Genomic DNA, 25,749 nt, shown 5'->3' with positions numbered 1-25,749 from the left:
AAGATGCGAAAATAGCAAAAAGGAAGCCTGTTTGCTTGCTTAATTATATGATTCTTACGGCTTAGGGTCCACTTTTACCTTAAAGGCAGGAGGCTCATAATTTCCCGGCATATAGGAAGCCGGAATGGTAGTTGCATTTCCATCGCGGTGCGCATGGTATTGCGGCGACATGATCTCTACGCCGGCCTCGTTAAAATGGTCCTGTATCTGCTGGTTTAGCAGGGAATAGATCTCACTCATCTGGTGCGATTTTTCCGTATAGGCGTTGATTTCATAGGCCACGGAAAAATCGTTGAGCGCTGTTTGCAACACAAAGGGCTGCCGGTCTTTCTGGATACCGTCTGTCGCCAAAGCAGCGCGGGTCAGCAGGTCATGCACCTGCTTCCAGGGAACATCATAACCAATAGTGACGGTTGTATGCAGGATCAGCCCGAGATCTTTACTGGAAGAGGTGAAATTGACCGTATGGCCGTTGAGGATACTGGCGTTGGGCACGGTGATCTCTTCGTTTTTGGTGGTGCGCAGTCGCGTTACCAGCAGGTTTTTTTCGATCACATCGCCGGTGATTTCCCCCAGCCGGATACGGTCCCCTATTTTAAAGGGCCGCATGTAGGTGATCACGAAACCGGCTACCACATTGGAAATAGCGGAGGATGATCCAAGGGAGAAAAGGATGCCGAGGAATACAGACACGCCCTGGAACACTTTGGAGTCTGACCCGGGGAGATAAGGGAAGATCACGACAAACATAAAAGCGTACAGCAGGAATTTGATTCCGCTGGCCGTAGGCCAGGCCCAGTCTGTATAAAAGCCGTTGATTTTCAGGTTTCCGCAGGCGATTTCGCTGGCGAGATAATTGACCAGCCGGATAAGCAGCCGTGTCACTAGATATATGACCAGGATCGTGAGCAGTTTGGGCAGATAGCTGAAAATACCCTGCAGGATGGATTTGATGGGCGATAACGTCCAGTCAATGAGTTTATCGGCAATGCCTTTGGTCCAGGGGAAGATGCCAAAAATGAGCGGCAGCGTGATGTACAGGACCAGCAGGACCAGGACGATGCGTGCCACGCCAAGGGCGCTGTAGATAAGGCTGAGTTGTTTCTGCTGGTTCAGCAGGGCGTAGTTCTTTACTTTCACACCTTTTACATAACGGTCTTTTTCACGGACGAGTCTTTTGCGGAGGGCCCTGAACAACCGGTTGATGCCGAAGATGATAAAGCCCAGCACTACAAGTATCAGCGCCAGCCAGCCGAGGCGCACCAGGATGTACTGTACGCTGTGCTGTGCTTTCTCCTGCCGTATGGCTTTGCGGATGAGGGCTGCGTAGGCGGTGGCCACCTGCTCCTTGTCCTGGTCCAGCCAGAGCGCATCGTCATCAGTGATGGTCTGGATGATCAGGTCGTTGTACACAACATCCACATTGTTTTCATTGGGTACCACCCTGATGGAGTCCGGTGAATAGAACGGATCTTTTTCGATCAGTTGCAGTTTACGGGAGATATTAGCGGCGCGGTCGCTGGGTTTGAACGGCCCCAGTTTGTTGTACACGCGGAACAGGGTATCGCCGAAAGGGGCTACGGGTATGCCTTGTGAGAGGGCTTTCATCTGGAGGATGCGTTCCCGTTGGCGGATTTTTTTGAGCGAATCGGCCTGCACGACAACAGCGAGCTGTTGTTCCAGTTCTTTTTTGCGCTGGTTGTTATTGCTGAGTTGCAGGATCTGTTGTTCCAGGGCGGCTTTAGTGGCGGCATCCGCCCTGATCAGGGAGTCGCTTTCCCGGAGCAGCCGGGTGGTGGCAATGAGCTGTGCGTTGGTGGTGGAGTCTTGTGATACTTTGCTGCTGTCCTGCGCGAGGCCCTGATGGATGGTAAGGATGGTTAATAAAATGGAAAATACGGATCTCATTCCCGAAGCTTTTTATTAAAGTACGGAAATTTCCCGGCGCAGCATCGCTGCAGGGCATAAAAAAGGGGGAATATAAAGGTGGGACTATACTTTCCGCTGCAGGTACTGGGAATAGTCTGGCAGGATCACTTCGTAGTCCTGGTGCATCAGCGGGGATGTCAGCAGGAAGTCGGCCGAAGCGCGGTTACAGGCCACGGGGATGTTCCACACTACGCCCAGCCGCAGCAGGGCTTTGATATCCGGATCATGTGGCAGGGCTTCCATGGGGTCCCAGAAGAAGATGATCACATCCAGCGCGCCTTCCGCAACGAGGGCGCCGATCTGCTGGTCGCCACCCAGCGGGCCGCTCAGCAGTTTCCTGACAGAAACGTCCAGCGCTTCCTCGATCAGTTTGCCGGTGGTGCCGGTAGCGTAGAGTTCATGGCGGCTCAGTACCGTTTTGTTGTAGGTGGCCCATTCTATCAGCTCGGCCTTTTTGTGGTCGTGCGCGATCAGGGCGATCCTTTTGCGTGCTTTCAGCGTTTTGATGGTCTGCATATGCTGCAAAAGTACTAAGCCGCCCGAATAAAATAAATGTAAAATTTAATAATATTAGTGTCTGTCGGCCGTATCCATGTTGGCCAGGTCACGATCGAAGATGTAAAGGCCGCCTTTGTCTTCCCCGATCAGTTTCAGTTTATCGAGAATGTTGCGGGCCATGCGCTCTTCTTCGATCTGTTCGGTGACATACCACTGCATGAAGTTATGGGTGGCATAGTCTTTTTCCTGCAGGCAGAGGTCCACCAGGTTGTTGATCTCCCGGGAAACGGCCAGTTCATGGCTGTACACATGTTCAAAAACAGCGTGTATGTCGGCGAACTGATGCTCCGGCTGCCGCAGTGCCGGCACGAGGCCGTGACCGCCTCTTTCGTTGATGAATTTCACCAGTTTCAGCATGTGTATACGCTCTTCATCGGAATGCCGGTAGAGGAACTGTGCGGTACCGTTATACCCCTGTACTTCGGCCCACGAAGCCATGGCAAGGTAATACTGGGACGAAGCGGCTTCCATTTCCACTTGTTGGTTGAGCGCAGCCTGAATTTTGGGAGAAAGCTCTTTCAGTAACATGACATTAGTTTTTAATTTGATGTAGGGAACGGCGTTAGAGGGGATATTGTCGCCGCTTATAACGTTATTGTAAAATTCGATGAGGTTTCCCTTTCAGCCGGCTAAAATTCTGCCCGGAAAGTGCTACCTTTGTCGGGTAAATTAGGATAAAATGATTAAAACAGGAAATCCGATCATTAGCATATACACGGAAATGACGCCCAACCCGGAAACCATGAAGTTTGTAGCCAACAAACTGTTGTATCCCGGCAAGAGCATTGATTTTCCGGATGAGGCCAGCGCAAAACCGTCCCCTTTGGCAATAGAATTGTTCAGCTTCCCTTTCATCAGGGGCGTGTTCATTATGGCCAATTTCATTACGCTTACCAAAACCAGTGAAACTGACTGGAACGATATAATCCCTACAGTAAAAGCCTTCCTGAAGGAATACCTGGAGGATAACCGCCCTGTTATCAACGAAGACGAAGTGGTAGTGACCAAAGACACCGCCAGCAACACCGTTAGCGCGGATGACAGCGACGTGGTAAAAAGAATCAAGGAACTGCTGGAAAACTACGTGAAGCCTGCGGTAGAAATGGATGGCGGCGCCATTCAGTTCAAAAACTACGAAGCAGGCACGGTTACGTTGATGTTACAGGGTTCTTGTTCAGGCTGCCCCTCTTCCATGATTACGCTGAAAGCCGGTATCGAAGGCATGATGAAGCGTATGATCCCGGAAGTGAAGGAAGTTGTGGCAGAAGCAGAATAAGCCATAGTTGAGTGAATGATAGTGTTAAATGAAGCACAGTCTTTTTGGCTGTGCTTTTTTATTTTTTAAGATAGATATAGCGACAATGAAAGGATTACTGGTTATGTTGACCGGCCTGGCCATCACAGCCCAGCCGGTACTGGCACAGAAGAAGAAAAACACCGACAGCGCCACCGCCGTGATCACCTACGGGATGCGCAGCAACGGAAAAGAAGTGGGCAGCGGCCTGCGGCTGTTCATTGACCACAACAAGGCCCATATCGTTCCCGGCGGTACTGCCGCCAAAGAGCAGCAGTACCTGGACCTGGCCGAAAAAGCCTCGCTGCAGGTACTTGGCAGTCCTAACGGGAATAACTACACGTTGAAGAAACCCTTCGCGGAGTATGTACAACCGGAATTGCTGCCGGGTACAGACACTATTCTCGGACTGGTGTGCCAGAAAGCCAAACTCTTCATCCGCTCCAATACCATCGAAGTATGGTATACTAACCAGCTGCCTCTCAAAGGCACGCCCAACCTGACCATTGCGCCGGGACTGGGACTGGTGCTCAAAATCGTACGCAATGGCAACAGTGAAACCATCGCCCAAAAAATCGATTACCGCAGAATAACCCCGGCAGAACTGGCATGGCCAGCACAAACAGGTCAACTGGTAGACGATGCCGCCTATATGCGGGAGGTGATCGAAAGCCGCTACTCCACCCTGCCGGTGTTTGACCAGGAGCAGATCAGCTGGGGCAACAATATCGCCAACCCGGCAGACGACCAGCCAAACGTCACTTACCGCTATGCCGGCGGTACCGTGATCCTCAAAAAAGTAAAACTGCCCGCTCCTAAAAAAGGGGAAACCATGTTCGCTGAACTGGTGCAGTATTCCAACGGGGACGCCTATGACCGTACCGGCTCGGTATTCATGGTGCCCACAGACAAAGCGTCCTCCTTCCTCGACGGTCTCCGCAAAGGCGCCGCCGCCCTGCCGGTGTTCACCGCTAAAAACGGCAAACAGTACCAGGGCATGGTCGCCACCGATCATTATCTTCCGGCACTGGAGGTGCTGCGTTTCTTTACACCGTTCGGCGTGCGCCACTTCAATGACCAGGTGAAGATCAAAGGATACCACTGGGCCGATTCCGTGATGTACAAACAAGACATCACCGAACTGCAAAACCGCCTCCAGGGCGAAGTGTGGCTCGGCGTTTACATCGGTAACTACGATAAGGGCGGCCACAAAGTAAGCCTGCGCTTTAAATATTATCCTGGTGATGATGAAGATGAAAACAATCATAAGCCGGACTGGATCTCCCCGGTTTTTAATACGACCAACCTGATGGAAATGGCCGGTCAGGAGTACCCTACCCTCTTCGATAAGGATTCTCTGACCGTGACCGTCAACATACCGGAAGGGGTTCACAACCTGCAGCTACGCTACATTACTACCGGCCACGGTGGCTGGGGCGGCGGCGATGAGTTCAACCCGAAACAGAATGAAATATTCGTTGACGGAAAAAGAGTGTACCACTTCATCCCGTGGCGTACAGACTGTGGCACCTATCGCCTGTCCAATCCGGCATCCGGCAACTTCGGCAACGGCTTGTCCTCTTCAGACCTGAGCCGCTCCAACTGGTGCCCGGGCACGCTGACGCCGCCGGTGTTTATTTCCCTGCCTGATCTCGGACCTGGACAGCATACCATTAAGGTAGCTATTCCGCAGGGCGCTCCCGCGGGTACCAGCCAGAGTTTCTGGGACGTGTCCGGCACGCTCATGGGTACACGGAAAAAATAATCCATCAACTGCAATACTTACATTTGTTGTATGAATGATTTTATAGCAGAACTGCAAAAAGGCCTGCAGGCAATGACATGGCAGGAAGTTGTTGCAGTCCTGTTTTCCGTGTTGTCGGTCATCTTTCAGAAGAAAAATAACATACTGGTGTATCCCACCGGTATTATCAGTACCGGCATCTATACCTGGCTCCTTTCAAGAGAGCACTTTAAACTCTATGCAGACGCCACGCTCAACGCCTATTACCTGGTGATGAGCATTTACGGATGGATATACTGGTCCCGGCAGGGACCGGCCAAACCGGAAGTGAAGATCAGCCGTAGCAGCCCCCGGGAGCTGGCTACGGCGATCTTCATCGCACTGGCAGGATGGGCTACCTTCTATCTGTTGCTGGTCAACTTTTCCGATTCTAACGTACCGGTCATGGACTCCTTTATTTCTGCCACCGCCTGTGGCGGCATGTGGCTGTTGGCGAAGCGGAAAGTAGAAACCTGGATATTGCTGAATATCTCCAATTTTGTGGCGGTACCGCTGTTGTTTTACAAACATCTGTATCCGACTGCGTTGCTGACCATCTTTTTGTTTATCATTGCTATCTTCGGATATCGTAGCTGGCGTAAGGCTGTGCTGCAACAGGAAACCTCCCATTCATGAAAAAAGTAGTCGTCATAGGGCCTGAGTCAACAGGCAAAAGTACGCTTAGCGCCCTGCTGGCAGCGCATTTCCACACCGTCTGGACACCGGAGTATGCCCGGAAATACCTGGACGGCCTGGGGCGCCCCTATGAGCAGCATGATCTGCTGTCCATCGCCGAGGGACAGTTACAGCTGGAGCGTGAAATGGCCGCCAGGGCCAACAGCCTGCTTGTATGTGATACAGACCTGTATGTGATAAAAGTTTGGAGCGAGCATAAATACCAGGAATGCGATCCCCGTATACTGACAGCCATCGCGGCACAGGAGTGCGATCATTATCTGCTGACTTATATAGACCTGCCCTGGGAAGAAGATCCCCAGCGTGAATATCCCGACCCCGAGATGCGGTCTTATTTCTACCAGGTGTACCGCGACATCGTGATGCAGTCGGGCGTAACCTGGACGGATATACGGGGAAGTTATGAACAGCGGGAGGCGCTGGCTATTGAGGCTGTGAGCCGTTTGCTGGCGGAGTAGCGTTTTTATCTGATGCGGCCGGTTCTTTTTTCACGCCGGAAACAAGTTCCATAATGTCCGGGTCCGGCGCCAGGTTGCGCATCTGTATCAGAATTTTCCTTTGCCTCCAGGTGGTAATGCGGGCCGGTGGCGTCACGGTATATTTAACCGGGTTAGGAAGACAGGCGGCTATCATCGCAGCTTCTTCCCGGTTCAGGCTGGCGGCAGTTTTGTGATAGTAAGCCTGTGAAGCGGCTTCCACGCCAAAGATGCCATCCCCTGTTTGGGCCACGTTTAGGTATACTTCCAGTATACGCTGCTTTCCCCAGATCTTTTCGATCATAAATGTAAAATACACTTCTAGTCCTTTACGCACCCAGCTGCGGCCCTGCCAGAGGAATACATTTTTAGCCGTTTGCTGGCTGATAGTGCTGGCCCCTCTTATTTTTTTACTGGTGGAATTATGTTTCATCGCCTTTTCGATAGACTTATAGTCGAACCCGTCGTGGTCAGGGAAGAGCTGATCTTCGCTGGCAATCACGGCCAGTTTGGCGTGCTGGGATATTTCATCGTAGCTGGCCCAGGATTTCTGCAGATGTTTGTCGGTGCCCCAGCCGCTGAACCAGCTGGAGATCATGGTGATGGTGATCGGTGGATTGACCCATCGTAACAGGATGATATATACAAATTGTGCGACAAACAGGACCAGCAGTATCCGCTTTAATCTCCTCCACGTTCTGGGGACAATGCCTTTTAACTTCATTCCGCGTAGGTTTGGAAAAATCGGGCTGAAAGATAGGAAGTAATTGTGGAATTATGAATTACGAATTGCATATTAAGTTACAGTGAGCATTTAATTTGGTAAATTTACAGTAGCAGCACGGTTGTTGCGCAGTTGTCATCGTTGTTACTTTCATTTAATTCATGATACTATGCTGTTAAATGTTCACCCGGATAATCCGAATCCCCGCCATATAAAAACGATCGTGGAATGTCTGAAGGATGGAGGTATCATTATTTATCCTACCGATACCGTTTACGGTTTGGGTTGTGATATTACCCAGCACAAAGCGATCGAGCGTATCGCGCGTATTAAGCAGGTTGATGCTAAGAAGGCACATTTTTCCTTTATCTGTTATGATCTCAGCCACCTTTCGGATTATGCCAAAAGTGTGGATACGCCGGTATTCAGGATGCTGAAAAAAGCGCTGCCCGGTCCTTATACGTTTATCCTGCCTGCCAGCAAGATGGTGCCTAAGCTGTTAAAAACAAAGAAGGATACGGTGGGCATCAGGGTGCCGGACAACAATATCTGCCGGACGATTGTGCATGAACTGGACAATCCGCTGATGAGCACTACGCTTCCGGTTGACCACTACGTGGAAGAATATACGGACCCGGAAATCATTTATGAGAAATTCGGCAAGGTGGTGGATATTGTAGTGGATGGCGGCCCCGGTGGAATGGGTTTTTCCACCGTGGTGGATTGTACCGGCCCGGAACCCGAACTGATACGTGAAGGCATCGGTAGTTATGAAGCGATTACCTGAAATATTTTATAAGATGAAATGGTGGATGATCGGTTGTTTGATGATAGGGCCTTTATCATTACAGGCACAGGTACCATCCGGTAAAATCACAGAAGCGGCGTCGCCGGTGTCCGGCAACACCTGGTTGCCGGATGCAGATTCCGGGCATGGGCGTTTATCGGCTCGGGGGAGCGCGCAGGCAGGAAATAATGTATCCTTTGTGTTGTTTTCCCGTAATGGTGCTGTCCTTTTTACCGGCAGCCCCGCTGCGCATCCATTAGCCCCCGCTTCCGGCAGTCGCCTTCCCGGCGGCATCAACGCCCGTTTCCTGTCCGGTAGCCATGCTTCCGGACGGCAGTCGTTCGACGGCTTCTTTACAGATGGCCTTCCGGCCGGTAGGATCTCCTTCGGTAGCTTCCTTTCAGACCGGCCTTCGAAAGAAGGGCGGACCAATGATCATATTCCGCTGCGGATTGCCCCGCCTTCTGCATCCTCCCTCCCTCCTTCCCCGGCCTATCTGATGACCAGCCATGCTTACTATGACCAGCATTTTGGTTTTTTCTGTAAGAAAGAATGGGGCTGGCAGAAACAAACCGGTATCCCGGTGAAATTAAGGCTGGGAAGTTATGACCTCACCCAACGACAGGAAGGGAAATGATCTATAATATTTTATAAGACAATATATTATAAATAATTGTTTGACTTAATCAAATATATTTATTTGACAAAGTCAAATAAGTATTTAACATGAAAAACAAGGCATTTATGGGAAAAGCGGCTGGGCTAGTTTCGGACCGTTTGGAGGATTGGTATCAGATGACGGCTAAAATTTCAGCTGTTAGGAGGAGCCTGGCGAACCAGGTTGCGCAGCAACTTTCATCAGCCGGAGGAATAGTCCGGCCGGATGCTGTAACGAGGAATCTGGCGAACCGGTTGCGTAACAACTTTCAGTAGCCGGTGGAGCAGTCAGACCGGATGCTGTTGAGCAGGAAACCAGAAAGAGAATGCTGCAGCTGAAATGTGATGGCAGTAGCGCTGGCTGCGATGCGTCTGCGGGCACTGCGGTAGTATCGGCAGTACGATTCAGGGGGACGAGTTCCAAAAAAACAAAGGGGCTAACCCGGAGGCAGCCCCTTTAAAAGTAGTTGAAAATCCTGTATCAGGCGTTTGTGCCTGATCTACGGGCATCAGAGTTTTAATTTTTTCGCGATATCGGCCGGCAGTGCTTTTTTGTTCACCATAAAGCTGGTGGTTTTATAAGAGAAGTACGGCATAGAAGCGTAGAAATAGCCCTGGCCGAAGTTTTCGGTGCCCCAGGAATTTTTCACGCGGAAGTATTTGTTACCGTTCTGGTCTTTTACGATGCCTACGATGTGCATGCCGTGGTCGTCCTGTGTTTCGAAGTTATCGAAGGCGAGCTGGCGTACTTCCGGGGTGATGGTTTTTTCTTTAACTGGTTCGAGGAACATTTTTTTCCTTTCTTCTGCAGACATGTCGGCCCAATCTTTATCGGGAACGATGGCAAGGCCTTCTTTGAAGTTGAAGCCTTTTTCGCTTACGTCAGCAGCCCATGCGAGGGTATAACCGTTGGTAACGGCTGTTTCCGCGATGCGGTTAAAATCATCGAGGGTCACGTTGTATACTTTCTCCCAGTTCCAGTTGTCCGGTACTTCCAGCACAAACTCGCTGTTGTACGGGTGGTGGGTAAAGGAAGAGATCAGCACGTAGTCGTCTGCGCTCAGGCCGAGTTCTTTGGCAAAAGACTGCGGCGTATAGGATTTGCCGTTATACTGGAATTTTTCAGGAGCGTCGCCCATGTAGGCGTTCAGTACACCATCAAATGCTTTCTGCCAGTCGGGGTTGATGGTGCCGTTGGCGTTGCCGATGGTTTTCACCATACCTTCCAGCAGGCCTTCCATTTCAGCGTGGTTGTATGTTTTGCCTTTGTTGCCGTCGTAGGCGCTCTGTGGCACCAGTCCGTATTCGCGCAGGCACAGCAGATCGTCGGGGAAACCGCCGCCTTCGCCGAAGTTGGCGCGTCCGTGCATTCTTACGTAGTTAGCCGCTTTCAACGGGTACATTTTGCGGACAACGAACATTTCGCTGAGGTTCAGGCCTTTGCCTTTACCGCTGCGGAGCAGTTCTGATTCAAAAAAGGAGAGGCCGGAGAAAGACCAGCAGGTGCCGGTGCGGCCCTGGTTCTGTACATCTCCTGCGTCCATATTTTTAATAACGGAAAACTGGTAGCGGCTACCGTCCGCATTGGTGCTTGTTTGAGCAAATACAGCACTGCTGCACAGCATGGCAGCGCCGAACATCCATTTCTTCATGTTGTTAAGACAGGTTTTAGACAAGGGTCAAAAATAAGGGAATCGGGGTATTCCACCCGGAAAAAGATGGATGAACGGAGCTTGCTACAGCTTTTGTACAGTATTTTGTTGTTCCTGGTATTGTTCCCTGGTAACCTCCCATTCCCAGAGGTCTTCGTTTTCTTTGTTCTTAACAGTGCCGACAAAACGCATTCCTGCTTTTTGTAATATTTTAACGGAGGCGTTATATTCTTCTTCTGTGTGGGCGATTACTTTCTTAACGTACGAATGGCCGAAGGCGAAGCGGACGAGCGCCTGCGCCATTTCAGAGCCGAGGCCCTGCTCGCGGTAATCTGCAGTGATTTCATAGCCCATTTCAACGAGTCCCTGGTGATTGGGTTTGCCTTTAAATCCACCGGCGCCTATCAGGCGTTTGTCTTCCCGGTGAATAACAAGGTAAAAGAACCATCCCAGCATGGAAGGGTCATTGCGTAATTTATCATATGCTACCAGCACCATTTCGGGATATTCTGTCCACCCTTCCGGAACCGAAATGCCAAGAAGGTCGGCCAGTGTATCATTGCCCTGTAATAGCGACTCAAAATGCTGCAATGTGCAAGGCAACAATTGTAGTCGAGGAGTTTGGATCATGTTTTGAAACTAGTAAACTGTTTTGGGAAATACAACATTTAAACATTTTTTCATTTTGATATTTGTCGGTGGGGAATACCGCGGGGTAAACGGCTTTTTCCGCACGTCAAAACCAAATATCAAAATGAAAAAATGTGCAAATTAAATTAGTGCGCCTGCAGCCAGTTTTCACCGATTCCCATTTCTGCTTCAACGGGAACGTCCAATGGCAGCGCATTACGCATACAATCTAATATCAGGGGTTTAATAATTTCCAGTTCAGAGCGATGGGCGTCAAATACCAATTCGTCATGCACCTGCAGGATCATCCTGGATTTCAGGTTCCTTTCTTTAAACGCCTTGTGGATTGAGATCATGGCCAGTTTGATCATATCAGCGGCCGTGCCCTGTATGGGCATATTGATCGCGTTCCTTTCCGCATAGCCACGTACCACTGCATTGGAAGAGTTGATGTCTTTCAACCATCTTTTACGTCCGAGTATCGTTTGTACGTAACCGTTAGTCTGCGCAAATTGTATCTGATCGTCCATATATTTTTTGATAGACGGATACTGCGTGAAATAGTTATCGATCAGGGTTTTTGCTTCGCTTCTGGCGATGCCCAGGTTTTCGGACAGGCCGAAGGCGCTCACCCCGTAGATAATACCGAAGTTGACGCTTTTGGCGTTCCGGCGCATATCTGAAGTAACGGCGTCCAGCTCCACGTTGTACACTTTGGCTGCGGTGGCTGCGTGGATATCTATTTTCTCGCGGAAGGCAGTCATCATCTGTTCATCCTGCGCGATCGCCGCAATGATGCGTAACTCGATCTGCGAGTAGTCGGCAGACAACAATACGAATTCTTCGTTGCGGGGCACAAATGCCTTTCTCACTTCCCGTCCCCGGTCAGTCCGGATCGGAATATTCTGGAGGTTGGGATTGTTGGAGCTCAGGCGGCCGGTAACGGCTACTGCCTGGTTGTAGGAAGTATGTACGCGGTTCGTCCGTTTGTTGATCATTAACGGCAACGCATCTACGTAGGTGGATTTCAGCTTGCTCAGTTCACGGAAGATCAGGATGTCATCCACGATCTTGTGTTTGTTGGCCAGCTTGGCCAGCACGTCTTCACCGGTGGCGTATTGTCCTGTTCTCGTTTTTTTGGCTTTGGGGTCCAGTTGTAGTTTTTCAAACAGCACTTCGCCCAGTTGTTTGGGAGACGCCAGTTTGAACCTTACGCCTGCCTGTTCGTATACGCTTTCTTCTGCGCGTTTGATTTCTGTTTCCAGTTCGCGGGAGTAGTCTGCCAGCGCCTGTGTATCGATGCGTACGCCTTCAAACTCCATATCGGTCAGCACTTTCACCAGCGGGTTTTCTACTTCGTAAAATACTTTCTCCACTGCTTTTGCCGGCAGCATGGGCAGGAAGGTGTGCTTCAGCTGCAGTGTGATGTCCGCATCTTCAGAGGCATATTCCTTGATTTTTTCTACTTCCACGTCGCGCATGGTGCCCTGCCCTTTTCCTTTTTTGCCGATCAGGGTTTCGATGGCTACCGGCTCGTACTGCAGATACTGGGCGCTGAGCGCGTCCATGCTTCTGCGGCCTTCCGGCTCAATGAGGTAATGGGCCAGCATGGTGTCGAACAGCGCGGTGGTCACTTCCAGTCCGTACCATTTCAGCACCAGCATGTCGTATTTGATATTCTGGCCTACCAGGGTAATAGACGGATGTTCGAAGAGCGGTTTGAACTCATGCATGATCGCACGGGCGGCGTCGTAATCTGCCGGGAGGGGGATGTAATAGGCTTCTCCCTTTTTGTAAGCGAAGCTCATGCCCACGATGTCCGCTTCGTTGGCATCGGTGCCGGTGGTTTCGGTATCGAAGGCCACTTCCTGTTGTTGCAGGAGATCGGCCAGCAGTGCGGCGCGTTTTTCCGGCGAGTCTATCAGCAGGTAGTTGTGTGGCGTGTTGTGAATGTTTTTATCGGGTGCGAGGAAGCTGGCGGCTTCGGCGGGTTCTTCTGCCACGGCTGTTTCCACGGCCTGTCCGAAGAGGTCTGTCTGCACCACTTTGGCTTTGGGTTCGGGGGCGCCGCCGGAAAAGGTGAAACCGTCTCCCAGTACTCTTTTACCGAGGGTTTTAAATTCCAGCTCGGTAAATATCTCCGTTAATTTCTCTTTATGGATACCGGTCAGGGAGAAATCTTCTTCATGGAAGGTAACCGGCACATCGGTGATGATAGTGGCCAGTTCTTTGGACAGCAGGGCGTTGTCGTGACCGGCTTTGATCTTCTCTCCCATTTTGCCGCCGATGGCGTCAGCATTGGCCAGCACGTTTTCCAGTGTTTCGTACTGGGCCAGCAGTTTCATGGCTGTTTTTTCACCCACGCCGGCGATACCGGGGATATTGTCCACCGCATCGCCCATGAGGCCGAGGATATCGATCACCTGGTGCACGTCTTTGATCTGCCATTTTTCGCACACTTCCTTCGGGCCCAGAATTTCTTCTTTGCTGCCCATATAGGGCGGTTTGTAGATGAATACGTTTTCTTTCACAAGCTGGCCATAGTCTTTGTCGGGCGTTACCATGTATACGGTATAACCGGCGTCAGCAGCCTGCCACGCAAGCGTTCCGATCACGTCGTCGGCTTCGTAACCATCAATTTCCACTACCGGGATATTAAACCCTTCGATGATCCGTTTAATATCAGGGAGGGCGTCCAGCAGATCTTCCGGAGCATCTTCACGATTGGCTTTATAGTCGGTGAAAGTGGTATGGCGTTCGGTGGGCGCGTGCGTGTCAAACGCAACAGCCAGATGGGTAGGTTTTTCCTTATTGATAAGGTCCAGCAGGGTGGTCGTAAAACCAAATTGGGCATTGGTATTGCGGCCCGTGCTGGTAAGCCTGGGATTTCTGATCAGCGCGTAATAAGCCCTGTAAATCAGGGCCATAGCGTCCAGTAAAAATAATTTCTTTTGCATCACTAAACCTACAAGAATTAATTTGAATGCACAAAATTAAGATAGTACCACAATATACGTTCAGAATGTATTTTTAAACCCGGAAATAAATCAAAGCATATGAGCAAGATATATCATTTGTCTACCTGCAATACCTGCAAAAAAATTCTGGAAGAAATAAAGGCCAAAGAAAGGGGGATTGAGTTGCAGGACATTAAAACGGAAAAAATCACGCCCGGGCAACTGGACGAGATGCATGCGCTGGCGGGCAGCTATGAAGCGCTTTTCAGCCGGAGGTCCCAGAAATACAGGCCAATGGGGCTGCATGAGAAAAACCTGACGGAGCAGGATTACCGGGACCTGATATTACAGGAGTATTCTTTCCTGAAAAGGCCGGTGGGCATTGCCGGAAACAGGATTTATATCGGGGCGGAAGTGAAAAACATGTAGCTGTGATGGCCATGATTCCTGCTGATTTCCCTGATAAGCGGAGATTTTTCCGGAAAACAGGGAAGGCACTGTGTTCATCTGGCGTCAGCCGGGCTGCTGCAGTTTCTGGACGAACTGTCTGACCACTTCCCTGTAAAGCGACATGTCCTGTTCGTGCTGGAAAGATTTGAACGGAAAACGGGAAACCTCTTCCATGGCCGTCTTCAGGTCAAATTTTTCTTGTGCGACAGCGTAGAAATAGCCTTTTTCCATCAGGTATTCCCCGAGATATACCTGTTCAGACTGGCCGGGTGTGGGTACCAGGATCGCTTTTTTGTTGAGCTTCACAAGGTCCATCAGGGTGGTGTAGCCGGAGCGGCTCAGCACCATGTCGGAAGCAAGCATGGCTTCGTTTAACGCTTTGGCGTTCAGATGGTTAACATGCATTACGCCGGGGGCTACCTCTTCATGAAAAGGGGTTCCCGGTTTTCCGCTGACGATCAGGGCTTTCAGGGAGAGGTCTTTTACCTGTTCCAGTACCAGCTTTTCCAGGTTGGTGCGCTGGGGTTCAGGCCCTGAGATGAGCACGAGGAGGTCGTATTTTTTTTCGACATCCTGCTGTGGCTCAAAGCGGCTTAGACAGCCAATGTACGTAGTGTTGGGCGGGAGTTTTGCCGGATGGGCCAGTTCACCGGAGAGGTTATTGTCGCCGGCAAAGTCCGGGATCCAGCAGGCGCTGTATTTACGGATAAAATTATAGTTGATTTTCTGTAGTGTTCGCTCAATCCAGCCGCCGAAAGGGGTTTTGATCAGGAGTTGATGGGTGATGAACACGGTGGGGATGTCTTTATGGGACAGCCCGAAGCGGTTATCCGAGATCACGGCGTCGATCTGGTATTCTTTTACGATCTTTTTGAGCCACCGTTGCTCATATTTCACCGCCTTATATATCTTGGGTATTTGTTGTATGATCTTCATTCCGAAGAACTTACCTTTCTGTGCGTATTGGATGCGGTATCCGGGAAGCGGTAAAATGGTAATTTCCGGAAATTCCTGTTTCAGCAGTGCGGCATGTTTGCCTTCGGCAGCAATAAAAACCTGGGCGCCTGCGTTTAGCATTTCATAGATGAGGGGAATGTCGCGGGTGGCGTGTCCCAGGCCCCAGTCCAGAGGCACTGTTAAAATTTTTACGGGAGGCTGGATTGTGGACAAATAAATTGAATTTTTTTGCGAATTTAGCTTAAATTACAAAGGGTGATTGTTAAGAAAAGGTAAACTAATTAGGGAAGGATTTATAATTAACCGGAAGTATTTTAACTAGCAGTATGAAAAGGCTTAAATGGATGGTGATCTTTTTTCTTTGTGGAAGTTTAACGATGACAGGTTGCAAAGTGTTTAAGAAGAACGATTGCGGATGTCCCACTATGAACAAAAAACGAATGCACTAAGAGGCACTTCTGACGCAACATTGAAATGATTTTACCTTATCTTTTTTGAATTATCCCATGAAAACCTGGCCAAACAATTATTTCGGGGAACAGTCAAAATTTTTTTCATGAAACCGGTAGATAGAGATTTATTGATCCTGCTACATGAAGATAGGTACACAGAGCAGCAGATCCAGTCTGCTGTAAGGCAAATCAGCGAGATGTTGTCTTTAATTGAAACAATGGATTATCTGTGCGCAGTAATGGAAGTAGTAGATTGCAACAAAAGCAGAATCACCAGCAAACGATCGGTGCTGGAGAAAGCAATTTCGCGTAAAGCACATAAGCCTTTTGAGTTTATTATTCACCGCAACTAAGAGTCGTGCCTTCGGTATTCCCGTTACAGTAGCATAACCCGCTGCTTATCTGCATCATGATGTATTTTTTTTAAATTCTTGTTGTACGTTTGCCGTCAAACAAACCCAACTAAGTGATGGCAGATTTTTTGCACCTGCAGGATTTTTTGCAGCCTGTTTCCAAAGCTTTTCTGAACGATGATCAGGAATATGACGCCTTCCAGATCGGAGGTGTGATAGATGCTTATGAGGAAGAGCATCATCCGGACCTGGATGCTGCTGATATTGTATTGCTTGGTGTGGGAGAAGAAAGAGGCAGCGCCAGTGGTAAAACCGGCAGCAGCGGCCCCGATGCCATCCGGCGCGAGTTCTTTAAACTCTACAACTGGCACCGCGATATCCGCCTGGCCGATGTGGGCAACCTGCGCTCCGGCGCTTTCCTGGCCGATGCCTATGCCGCCATGAAAACAGTGGTGGGTGAACTGATACAGGCCAACAAAACCGTATTGATACTGGGCGGCTCTCATGACCTTACCTATCCGCAATACAAAGCATATGCTGCGCATCAGCTGATCATTGAGGCCACCGTGGCAGATGCACTGATTGACCTGCAGGAAGAATCCGCCCATCGCAGTGAAAGATACCTGATGGATATCCTCACAGAACAACCCAATTATCTCCGTCATTACAACCACCTCGGGTTCCAGAGTTATTTCGTACATCCGCGCATGTTAGAGACGCTGGACAAGCTGCGTTTCGACTGTTTTCGTCTGGGCCGTATCCGTGAGAATATGGAAGAAGCGGAGCCGGTATTGCGGCACGCTGATTTGTTCAGCCTGGACATCAATATCATCCGGCATACGGATGCGCCGGCCAACAGCCTCTCCCCTAATGGCTTCAGCGGTGAAGAAGCCTGCTCGCTGGCCCGTTATGCGGGAATGAGCAGCCGCTTGTCTTCCTTCGGTATTTATGGCTACCGGCCTGAAAAAGATAAGGAACAACTCACGGCCCGTCAGATTGCGCAAATGATGTGGTATTTTATGGACGGCCGCTCTGTCAAAAATAAAGAAGCCCTGCTGGATGACAGGGATGCTTTTTGGGAATTTCATATAGCCTTCTCCGATATAGAAACCGTTTTCCTGAAAAGCAAACGCACCGGCCGCTGGTGGATGCAGCTCCCCGATCAGGAGTTTGTGCCCTGTGCCTATAATGATTACCTGCTGGCCAGCAATAATGAAATACCGGAACGCTGGCTACGCCATCAGGAACGACTTTAAATCATTTTGGGATTTACGGATTTCTGAATCTGAGGATATCGGGAGCTGAAGAATGTGACAATGCCGTTAACAGAAAACCGGCATAACAAGTCTTAAATTCCTAAATCCGTAAATTCCTAAATATCAAAATCCAAAAGAGCAGTAACGCGGTCTTTTACATAAGCCGCCTTATTGTCTGTCGAGATCATATCGTCGTCCAGCCCGTTCATCGTGCTTTTGTGCATTTTCTCCACCCGCTCGTCTATCTTACGGAAATATGCATCTTTTTTCTCTTCCCACGCTCCCTGTTCTATCTGGAGGGTGTGCAGCCTGTTAGGGTCGATCTGGCTGTAAAGGCGCTGTAAGGTGCTGTGAAGAAGGCTGTCGAGCTGCTTGTAATATACAAGGGCGCAGCCATAACTGTTGCTGCCGGCTGACAGGCAACGCTGATAACGGTTTTCGAGTGTGTCCAGTGCTGTCTGGCGGGACTGGCAATAGGCGTCACCACACAGAAATACCGCCAGGATTAGGATAGGGAGTCTCATAGGCGCTGTGTTGTTCGCCAAATATACAAAAAATAATATGTAATTTATATTATATGGAGGTTGGTTATTCCGTAGCACCGACAGAGCCGGTGCAGGTTTCGCCGGGAGGCAGGCCGTTGAGCCACACCCGGATAGCTTCTGTACGCTGATTGGTCAGTTCAGTGAGGTAATTGGCTTTACACATCGGGAACATGCTGCCGTAATTTTTGGCGGACCCGGGATACATGGCTTTCAGCTGAGCATCGCGCAATTGTACCCACAACCGTTGCGCTTCCCGGAAATTGGTAATAAACGTTTTATTGGCCGCGTATTTTTTCAGGATCTCCTGGTATATGGTATTCAGCTTCTTATCGGCCTCTTTGTATTCCTGTCCGGCCTGTTTGTTCATCTCTGACTGGGTTTGGGCCATCCCGGTGAGACTGCCCGCCACGAATAACAATGTAATGAGAAGTGACTTCATATGTTAAGGTTTAAGGAACGTGAATGCATATACCATAGGCAGCTTACCTTCCATGCCTTTGATCTGGAAGCGCCCGTTTTCACCCGTAGTATTTTGGAAACAGTTGTACGGGGAATAGTCAAACTCCTGCAACACCTGTAGCTGCAGTCCCTGTGCAAGCAGGGAGCCAAGGACTTCGCTCAGCGGATGGTTCCAGGAATAGGAAACTCCTTGCACGTCCGCAGCAGTCTCTGCATCGGTATAGGTATCGGTATTGTTTTCCACAATCGTTTCCGTGTTGAAATAATCGTATTGCACGCGGGTGAACTGATCGTCAAACATCCACACGACCGGGTGAAACTCTGCCATGACGAAGGTGCCGCCAGGCTTCAGGAAATGCTGCACTACCCCGGCCCATTTGTCCAGGTCCGGTAGCCAGCCGATCGTACCGTAAGAGGTGAATACAATATCGAAGCTGTCCTGCAGTTGCGCTGGAAGGGTGTAAATATCGCAGCAGATAAACTTCGCCTGCCCGGAAAGATTCAATTGTGCGGCCAGTGCGTTGGCCTGGTGAATGGCTGCATCGGAGAGGTCTGCTCCGGTTACTTCGGCGCCCATGCGCGCCAGGGAAAGCGTGTCCTGCCCGAAATGGCATTGCAGGTGCAGGATACGTTTCCCCCGGACATCGCCCAGCAATGCCAGCTCAATACTGTTGAGCGAACTACGCCCTTCCAGGAAAGCCGGCACATCGTAAAAGGAGGAATTAACGTGCACGGCTGTACGTTTGTTCCACAGCGCTTTATTGGCTGCCAGGTAATGTTGTTCGTCGTGCATGATTATCACATCAGATCACCACCAGTTCATAGAAATCGCCGGGTGTGAGGTATTGTTTGGCGAGATGCTGTAATTCTTCTGCGGTGACGCTTTTGATCGTCTGAATATTGTTGTAAAAATAGTTTTCGTCCAGGTCGTTGAGGATCAGGTTTTTCCAGCGTTGTATCAGTTGGAACGCTCCGTCCAGGTCGCCGAGAATGGAACCGATCATATAGTTGCGTACCAGGTCCAGTTCTTCCTGCGGCACGGCTTCGTTCTGCAGGCGTTGCAGTTCCTTGTATACTTCTTCGATGGTGGCTTCGCACACGTCGCGACCGGCTTCGGTTTGGATGTTAATCGCGCTCACCTGCCGGAAATTGTACAGCTGGGAATAGATGCCGTAGGTATATCCTTTTTCTTCCCGGATATTACTCATTAGCCGGGAGCCGAAGTATCCGCCCAGGATGGTGTTGAGCACCAGCATTTTAGGGAAGTCGGGATGGTAGCGGTTCGGGAAAGGCCGGGCGATACGGATAGCGCCCTGTACCCCGTTTTCATCATTAAAGATGCGGAATTTCTTTTCTTCTGCGGGTTGTACAGGAAGATCCAGCCTGGTATGGCTGGTCTCGCCGTTCCATCGGGTGCTGCCGAAATGTTTATTCAGCAGCTCCAGCATGTTGGCGGGCATGTTGCCGGCCACGAAAATGCGGCAGTTGTTGTACGTATAATGCTTTTGATAGAAGGCGTGCAGCGTTTCTGTCTGTAAAGCATCATAGGCCATCATGCTGCTCACGCGTCCATAGGGATGGAACTCGCCAAACAGGTATTTATCGATAAAGCGGTTGGCCACAAAATCACATTTCTGAAGATTGACGGCCAGTTTCTGTTTCTGGTTTTGTTTGTAAAGCTGCAGCTCTTCTTCCGGGAACACCGGATCGAGGATCACGTCCTGCAGCACCGGCAGCAGCACTTCCGTGTGTTTGGTAAGGCAGTGCAGGGTGAAGGTGGCGTTTTCGTGATAGGCGTTCCGGTTGAGATAGGCGCCATGATAATCGATGGCTTCGTTGATTTCCAGTGCGGTCCGCTTGCTGGTCCCGTTTTTCATGAGAAAGTTGGTCGCGGCGGCTTCCAGGCTTTCGCTTTCGTACCATGATCCGGCCGGAAATATCAGTTCCAGCTGGAGCGTGTCCTGTTCTTCCGATTTAATCACGTAAACAGGAATACCATTGTCCAGCGTGAACTTCTCGTAAGGCTTCAGCTTTATATCAAACTCCACAGCGTCTTTAATGGGAGGAGGAATCGTTCTGTTCATAAATAGCTCATTTATACCGTGTGACAAAGAGGTTGATTATCCCTGGTTTTCGGCGTAATAATAAATGGTGTTGGCATTTTTTTCATCGAAGAGCAGTTGTGCTTCCCGGTGAATATCTTCGGCTGTCACCACTTCATAGTTTTCAAATTCTTTGTTCATCAGGCCGGCATCACCGAGGAGCTCATAAAAAGCCAGGTTGTTGGCCCTGTTGAGCAGGCTCATGTCTTCAAAGGCGAGCAGGCTTTCCACACGGTTTTTCACCTTTTGCAATTCACGGTCTGCAATAATTTCGCCCTGTAATTTTTCCAGTTCTGTTTGTATGGCTTTTTCGGCGTCTTTCATTTTCACGCCTTTTACCAGTTTGCCTTCGATGGTGAGCAAACCGGCGTCGAGGCTGCCGAAATGATAGCAGTCGATATTACTGAAGAGTTTTTTCTCTTTTACCAGTACCTGGTGCAAACGGGAAGAGCTGCCGCCGCCGAGGATATCGGAGATAAGGTCGGCTGCGTAATACCGTTTGTCGGAGCGGGGGTACATATGATAACATTTGTACAATGCGTCCAGCGGTACATTGGCTTTCACCTCCAGCTTGTGCGATGCGTCCTGTGGTGGTTCCACCGGCAGGCTGCGGGTATATTTTTCGCCGGAAGGGATGTCGCCAAACCATTTTTCGGCCAGCGTTTTCACCTGTTCCACGGTCACATTGCCCGCTACAGAGAGGATGGCGTTTACGGGGCGGTAAAACTTAAAGAAGAAGGCTTTCACGTCTTCCAGCTGCGCATTTTCGATATGCGACAGTTCTTTACCGATGGTCATCCAGCGGTACGGGTGCGTGTTGTATGCGAGCTCCCGCATCTTATGCCATACGTCGCCGTAAGGTTTGTTGATATAATGTTCCTTGAACTCTTCTGATACTACCTTGCGCTGCACGTCCAGGCTTTTTTCACTGAAGGCGAGCGACAGCATCCGGTCGCTTTCCAGCCAGAAAGCGGTTTCGATGTTTTCTGCCGGCAGTTGTATGTAGTAGTTGGTGAGGTCGCTGGTGGTGTAGGCGTTGTTCTCCCCTCCTGCCATCTGCAACGGCTCGTCATATTCAGGGATGTTCACGGACCCCCCAAACATGAGATGTTCAAATAAGTGGGCAAAACCGGTCTGCCCGGGATTTTCATCTCTTGCGCCTACGTCGTACAGTACGTTTAATACAGCCATGGGCGTAGTATGGTCTTCATGTACCACTACCCGCAACCCATTAGCTAATGTAAATTTATTATAATGAATCATAATGTAATATTCGTATAAGAGTAAAAATAGGGTAAAAGGACTAATTACGTATTAGGAATTAGGAATTAGGGTGCGGGTTTTCTGTTATCAGGATGGATTTTGGGGATACATACAGGCTGTAATGCAATGGCAGCGGTCATTCCAGGTACAGTTCCTTCTTTCCATAGTTGATGGTGACGGTAAACTGTTTCCATACTTCATAACCGACAGCGCCGGCAATCTGGGTGAACACGCCCACATCGTTGATGTCTTTACAATAGCTGACGGGCACATTGGCCATTGTTTTTCCGCCCAGTTGCAGCGAGGGGATATTGCTGTTGATATAATACAGTATCCTGACCATGTCCTGTACCCTGTCGGTATTGATCGTAGGGAGACTGTTGATGCGGTTGGAGTCCACGTAAGGCCAGTTGAACAGGATGCCGTAATCGCCGCCGGTGGTGATGTGATAATGCCCGGGGAGGTAGCGGCCGTCAGGCATGGTGATGGCGGCGTCTATCACCGGTGTGGAGTAATTGAGCTGGAAATGCAGCCGCCGCCCGGTATTACCGACCGGTGTTTTGCCGTTGCGGTATAACACCAGCTGTTGTTGCCGGTAGTCGATTTTTACGATGTACAGTTTCATGAGGGCTACGCCGATAACGCCATCGATATCGCCGAGATTGTCCAGGTTTTCGAGATAGGCGTTAACGTAAGGAAGGCGTAATTCATTCAGGTACAGCGCATTGATTGTTACTACGGGCGTTTTTACCATGGCGTTGTTGGTGCCGCTCATAAAAGCCTGGCGGCCGCTGTTGATCTTCATTTTTTCAGCGATGCGTTTATGGAGTACGGTGATCTCCGCGCCTGAGTCAAAAACAAAACGCAGGGTGTCTGTGCTCCCGGAGAGGACGACCGGTATCACCACCTGTTTGCCGATCATGCGGAACGGGATTACGGCTAACGGTTTGCTGTTGTCTGCCGCTGCGGAGGCAACTTTTTTTCGTTGTGCGAAAGCAGGCAGGAATAAATTACAGCATAAGCATATTACAGTCACCAGAGTACGCCACATGCTGCAAATAACGTTAAAGAATGCTTTTTATTGGCAACTTTTTAATTAACAGCTCGTTATCTCTGGCGATCAGCAGGGTGGCCTTGGTGCCTACATTTTTGAGCAGTTCACGGAACACCTGGAGGTTGGAGCCAAGATTATTATTGACAGCCATGATGATATCGCCCTTATGTATACCGGCTTTTTCGGCCGGGGACCCTTTGATGATGTCCGTTACTTCTACCCGGCCGTCTATCAGGTAGATGATAAGGCCGGTATAAGAGTAGTCGAACATGTCTTTGTAGTGGGTATTGGGCATCAGGTATATTTCTTTTTTGCTGTAGTTAAGCGTAATGTTGAAGCGGCGCAGCAGGTCGTTACCGATCATGCCGCCGAGGAACGGATAGGCGGTGATGTTGGTCCGGTCGTCGAAGATGTAGGTCGGCACGTTCCGGAAGGAGTAGTTGCCGATACGGAACTCCTGCACGGTGGTAAGTGACATCTGCATTTTACCGCCCAGGCCCTGGGCTTCCGTCTGAATAATTTTCCGGGCTCTGCGTCGCCTGGTGATCAGCGCGCTGTCTTTCACAAACTGCGTGGAAAGCAGCAGGCACATGCCGGCGCCGGTATCAAAGTAGTAGCGGTTGGTGACTGTTTTCCGCTCATTACGCAGCGGAGCCGTGATCAGCGGTATCTGGGTGAGCGAAGGGCGCAGGAGCAGTCCGCCTCTGGGGTAGGCATAACGGCCTTTGCTGTTGACGATGATCTCTTCCGTGTCATAGTCTACCGTTACGATGTAGCGGCTCAGGAAGCTGTAGCCGATGATACCATCCACCTGAATGCCATATACCTGGCTAATCAACTCATAATCATTAACATGGAAGTTAAGGCTGTCTACGGAGAGCCCTGGTAGTTTCAGGGAGTGGTTCATCGCAAAGGAGACGGTTTTGGCGGCCCCCAGTCCTTTCACCACCTTGTCGGTGGGCGTCAGTTGAATGCCCAGTCTCACGCAGGTAGCGGTGTCCAGCGAAATACCGGCGCTACCGGTGTCAAGGATAAATTGAAGGGTGTCGGGGATGTTGTCGAGCGTGGCCGAGATAACCACTACGCCTCCGTAGTATTGTTTGAATTTAAAGCGGGTGATGAACACAGATTGCTGTGTGGTATCCTTCTCCTGGATGGCATTTCCGGCAGATACTGGTTGATAAAGACCGGCTATGGCTGTCAAGGCGAGCAGCACGGCGAGTAACAGATTTGGTTTAGGCATACAGGTGATGCAAGAGGATCATTTGCCTAAATTTAATGTTTAATACGCTACATATAAAATATTTTTATTACCCGCTGTTATTGTGCGATATACTACCTTTGCCAGGTTATTCAGCGATTAGAAAATAGCATATGGTACTTCAGGATTTATATCAAAAGGCGCAGCAGTTTGAGTTTCTGACAGCAGAAGAAGGGGTGTACATGTTTGAAAATGCACCGCTGGCAGAACTGATGCACATTGCCAACGAGTTACGTAAGCAGCAGGTGCCGCATGGGAAGGTGACTTGGCAGATAGACAGGAATGTGAACACGACCAACGTGTGCACGGCCAACTGTAAGTTTTGCAACTTTTACCGCATACCCGGCCACGCCGAAGCCTATATTACCGACATTGAGGAATATAAACGCAAGATAGAAGAGACCCTGAAATACGGCGGCGACCAGCTGCTGTTACAGGGCGGGCATCACCCGGAACTGGGGCTGAGCTTCTATACTAACCTTTTCAGGGAACTGAAGAAGCTGTACCCTGCCCTGCGTCTGCATACGCTGGGCCCCCCGGAAGTGGCGCACATCACCAAACTGGAGAAAAGCACCCATATCGAAGTGCTGCGGGCACTGCAGGAAGCAGGTATGGACAGCCTTCCCGGCGCCGGCGCGGAAATCCTGAATGACCGCGTACGCCGCCTGATCTCCAAAGGCAAATGTGGCGCACAGGAGTGGCTGGACGTGATGCGTGCCGCGCATAAGCTGAATATTGCCTCTTCTGCCACCATGATGTTCGGTCATGTGGAAACGGTGCTGGAACGCTTCGAACACCTGGTAGACATCCGCCAGGTACAAAGCGAAAAGCCGGAAGGACACTACGGTTTTACCGCCTTCATCCCCTGGACATTCCAGGATGTGGACACACTGCTGGCCAGGATCCGTGGTGTACATAACATGACCACCGCCGAAGAATATATCCGCATGATCGCGATGAGCCGTATTATGCTGCCCAATGTTAAAAACATACAGGCATCCTGGCTCACTGTTGGTAAACAGGTGGCGCAATTGTGCCTCCATGCCGGCGCCAACGATTTTGGCTCCATTATGATTGAAGAGAACGTGGTGAGCGCCGCCGGGGCACCGCACCGCTTCACATACCGTACCATGCAGGACGCTATCCGTGAAGCTGGTTTTGAACCACAGCTGCGCACGCAACTGTACCAGTTCCGCGAATTGCCGGCCGCTATTGAAGAGCAGGTGATCAACTACTAACTATGACGGCCATGATGATCGCTGATTCATCTGATTCACGAAGATCGTAGCATAACAGAAATATTATTTTTTAAAGGTATGTCTGCAAAGACATACCTTTTTTATTTATGTTTTATCAGCCGGGTTATCCGCTTTATCGTTGTACCGGTCTCCCCCGAGTCGGGGAAATCAGTAGTAATCATGGCTATCACAGTTCATCATGGCCATCATAGTTAT

The 25,749-nt window shown here is 50.1% G+C and carries 25 protein-coding genes; 10 read left to right on the top strand and 15 right to left on the bottom strand.

The genetic code is table 11. From position 1 onward, the window contains the following. Positions 1–54: 54 nt before the first annotated feature. From B5D63_RS15415 to B5D63_RS15405, 3 genes are all read right to left on the bottom strand, one after another. Complete coding sequence (locus B5D63_RS15415) at positions 55–1,908, bottom strand: mechanosensitive ion channel family protein (protein ID WP_078669667.1); 1,854 nt, start codon at positions 1,906–1,908, stop codon at positions 55–57. An 84-nt stretch (positions 1,909–1,992) separates the two neighbouring features. Continuing rightward, positions 1,993–2,445 (bottom strand): methylglyoxal synthase, encoded by a 453-nt coding sequence (locus tag B5D63_RS15410; RefSeq protein ID WP_078670336.1) that lies wholly within the window; start codon positions 2,443–2,445, stop codon positions 1,993–1,995. A 54-nt stretch (positions 2,446–2,499) separates the two neighbouring features. After that, positions 2,500–3,015, bottom strand: a complete 516-nt coding sequence (locus B5D63_RS15405) for a ferritin (RefSeq protein WP_078669666.1) — start codon at positions 3,013–3,015, stop codon at positions 2,500–2,502. A 151-nt stretch (positions 3,016–3,166) separates the two neighbouring features. Between B5D63_RS15405 and B5D63_RS15400 the strand changes: the two genes are divergently transcribed. The 4 genes from B5D63_RS15400 to B5D63_RS15385 all read left to right on the top strand — a co-directional run bounded on the left by B5D63_RS15400 (position 3,167) and on the right by B5D63_RS15385 (position 6,718). Further along, positions 3,167–3,763: a NifU family protein gene (locus tag B5D63_RS15400; protein WP_078669665.1), complete on the top strand. Its 597-nt coding sequence runs from the start codon at positions 3,167–3,169 to the stop codon at positions 3,761–3,763. An 85-nt stretch (positions 3,764–3,848) separates the two neighbouring features. Next, on the top strand, positions 3,849–5,546 hold the full coding sequence (locus B5D63_RS15395) for a PNGase F N-terminal domain-containing protein (RefSeq protein WP_078669664.1): 1,698 nt from the start codon (positions 3,849–3,851) through the stop codon (positions 5,544–5,546). Positions 5,547–5,576: 30 nt separating this feature from the next. Then, positions 5,577–6,200 (top strand): nicotinamide riboside transporter PnuC, encoded by a 624-nt coding sequence (gene pnuC / locus B5D63_RS15390; RefSeq protein ID WP_078669663.1) that lies wholly within the window; start codon positions 5,577–5,579, stop codon positions 6,198–6,200. Then, positions 6,197–6,718, top strand: coding sequence for an AAA family ATPase (locus B5D63_RS15385; RefSeq protein WP_078669662.1), 522 nt, complete (start codon positions 6,197–6,199; stop codon positions 6,716–6,718). The genes pnuC and B5D63_RS15385 overlap by 4 nt, the downstream gene beginning before the upstream one ends. Here the strand turns inward: B5D63_RS15385 and mtgA are convergent. Then, a complete protein-coding gene (mtgA, locus tag B5D63_RS15380; protein ID WP_078669661.1) occupies positions 6,684–7,460 on the bottom strand; it encodes a monofunctional biosynthetic peptidoglycan transglycosylase in 777 nt (258 codons plus the stop codon). The genes B5D63_RS15385 and mtgA overlap by 35 nt on opposite strands. Before the next feature lie 169 nt (positions 7,461–7,629). On the opposite strand from mtgA, the gene B5D63_RS15375 reads away from it, so the two are divergent. Then, positions 7,630–8,247: an L-threonylcarbamoyladenylate synthase gene (locus B5D63_RS15375; RefSeq protein WP_078669660.1), complete on the top strand. Its 618-nt coding sequence runs from the start codon at positions 7,630–7,632 to the stop codon at positions 8,245–8,247. 13 nt (positions 8,248–8,260) lie between these two features. After that, on the top strand, positions 8,261–8,884 hold the full coding sequence (locus B5D63_RS15370) for a hypothetical protein (RefSeq protein ID WP_078669659.1): 624 nt from the start codon (positions 8,261–8,263) through the stop codon (positions 8,882–8,884). A 529-nt stretch (positions 8,885–9,413) separates the two neighbouring features. On the opposite strand, the gene B5D63_RS15360 is transcribed toward B5D63_RS15370, so the two are convergent. The 3 genes from B5D63_RS15360 to polA form a co-directional block, all read right to left on the bottom strand. Then, positions 9,414–10,556: a C1 family peptidase gene (locus tag B5D63_RS15360; protein WP_078669657.1), complete on the bottom strand. Its 1,143-nt coding sequence runs from the start codon at positions 10,554–10,556 to the stop codon at positions 9,414–9,416. A gap of 84 nt (positions 10,557–10,640) precedes the next feature. After that, the gene (locus tag B5D63_RS15355; RefSeq protein ID WP_078669656.1) at positions 10,641–11,186 is read right to left on the bottom strand and encodes a GNAT family N-acetyltransferase; all 546 of its coding nucleotides are present in this window, start codon (positions 11,184–11,186) and stop codon (positions 10,641–10,643) included. A 146-nt stretch (positions 11,187–11,332) separates the two neighbouring features. Continuing rightward, complete coding sequence (gene polA / locus B5D63_RS15350) at positions 11,333–14,143, bottom strand: DNA polymerase I (protein WP_078669655.1); 2,811 nt, start codon at positions 14,141–14,143, stop codon at positions 11,333–11,335. Positions 14,144–14,242: 99 nt separating this feature from the next. Between polA and B5D63_RS15345 the strand changes: the two genes are divergently transcribed. Next, positions 14,243–14,572 (top strand): arsenate reductase family protein, encoded by a 330-nt coding sequence (locus tag B5D63_RS15345; protein WP_078669654.1) that lies wholly within the window; start codon positions 14,243–14,245, stop codon positions 14,570–14,572. A gap of 84 nt (positions 14,573–14,656) precedes the next feature. Here B5D63_RS15345 and B5D63_RS15340 read toward each other — a convergent pair whose 3' ends face one another. Beyond that, positions 14,657–15,763: a glycosyltransferase gene (locus B5D63_RS15340; RefSeq protein ID WP_143312926.1), complete on the bottom strand. Its 1,107-nt coding sequence runs from the start codon at positions 15,761–15,763 to the stop codon at positions 14,657–14,659. A 343-nt stretch (positions 15,764–16,106) separates the two neighbouring features. Here B5D63_RS15340 and B5D63_RS15335 point away from each other — a divergent pair, with 343 nt between their 5' ends. Then, entirely contained in the window at positions 16,107–16,355 is a 249-nt protein-coding gene (locus B5D63_RS15335) for a hypothetical protein (protein ID WP_078669652.1), read from the top strand. A 116-nt stretch (positions 16,356–16,471) separates the two neighbouring features. Continuing rightward, positions 16,472–17,611 carry a formimidoylglutamase gene (locus tag B5D63_RS15330; RefSeq protein ID WP_078669651.1) on the top strand — a complete coding sequence of 380 codons (1,140 nt, stop codon included), beginning with the start codon at positions 16,472–16,474 and terminating at the stop codon, positions 17,609–17,611. A gap of 116 nt (positions 17,612–17,727) precedes the next feature. Here the strand turns inward: B5D63_RS15330 and B5D63_RS15325 are convergent, their stop codons facing one another. The 7 genes from B5D63_RS15325 to B5D63_RS15295 form a co-directional block, all read right to left on the bottom strand. Next, on the bottom strand, positions 17,728–18,135 hold the full coding sequence (locus B5D63_RS15325) for a lysozyme inhibitor LprI family protein (RefSeq protein ID WP_078669650.1): 408 nt from the start codon (positions 18,133–18,135) through the stop codon (positions 17,728–17,730). Positions 18,136–18,199: 64 nt separating this feature from the next. Beyond that, positions 18,200–18,595: a lysozyme inhibitor LprI family protein gene (locus B5D63_RS15320; RefSeq protein WP_078669649.1), complete on the bottom strand. Its 396-nt coding sequence runs from the start codon at positions 18,593–18,595 to the stop codon at positions 18,200–18,202. A 3-nt stretch (positions 18,596–18,598) separates the two neighbouring features. Next, positions 18,599–19,408: a class I SAM-dependent methyltransferase gene (locus tag B5D63_RS15315; RefSeq protein ID WP_078669648.1), complete on the bottom strand. Its 810-nt coding sequence runs from the start codon at positions 19,406–19,408 to the stop codon at positions 18,599–18,601. Between the two features lie 10 nt (positions 19,409–19,418). Continuing rightward, on the bottom strand, positions 19,419–20,699 hold the full coding sequence (locus tag B5D63_RS15310) for a M16 family metallopeptidase (RefSeq protein ID WP_078669647.1): 1,281 nt from the start codon (positions 20,697–20,699) through the stop codon (positions 19,419–19,421). Positions 20,700–20,735: 36 nt separating this feature from the next. Further along, on the bottom strand, positions 20,736–21,980 hold the full coding sequence (locus tag B5D63_RS15305) for a M16 family metallopeptidase (RefSeq protein WP_078669646.1): 1,245 nt from the start codon (positions 21,978–21,980) through the stop codon (positions 20,736–20,738). 136 nt (positions 21,981–22,116) lie between these two features. Beyond that, positions 22,117–22,902 (bottom strand): aspartyl protease family protein, encoded by a 786-nt coding sequence (locus B5D63_RS15300; RefSeq protein WP_159456036.1) that lies wholly within the window; start codon positions 22,900–22,902, stop codon positions 22,117–22,119. A 142-nt stretch (positions 22,903–23,044) separates the two neighbouring features. Continuing rightward, positions 23,045–24,277, bottom strand: coding sequence for an aspartyl protease family protein (locus B5D63_RS15295; RefSeq protein WP_078669644.1), 1,233 nt, complete (start codon positions 24,275–24,277; stop codon positions 23,045–23,047). Between the two features lie 131 nt (positions 24,278–24,408). Between B5D63_RS15295 and mqnC the strand changes: the two genes are divergently transcribed. Further along, complete coding sequence (gene mqnC / locus B5D63_RS15290) at positions 24,409–25,533, top strand: cyclic dehypoxanthinyl futalosine synthase (protein ID WP_078669643.1); 1,125 nt, start codon at positions 24,409–24,411, stop codon at positions 25,531–25,533. The last annotated feature ends 216 nt before the right edge of the window (positions 25,534–25,749 follow it).

Origin of the sequence: Chitinophaga eiseniae (assembly GCF_900167135.1) — a bacterium.
GTDB lineage: Bacteria > Bacteroidota > Bacteroidia > Chitinophagales > Chitinophagaceae > Chitinophaga > Chitinophaga eiseniae.
Note: the sequence above shows the minus strand (reverse complement) of the source record. Positions and strands in the feature narration are given on the sequence as shown.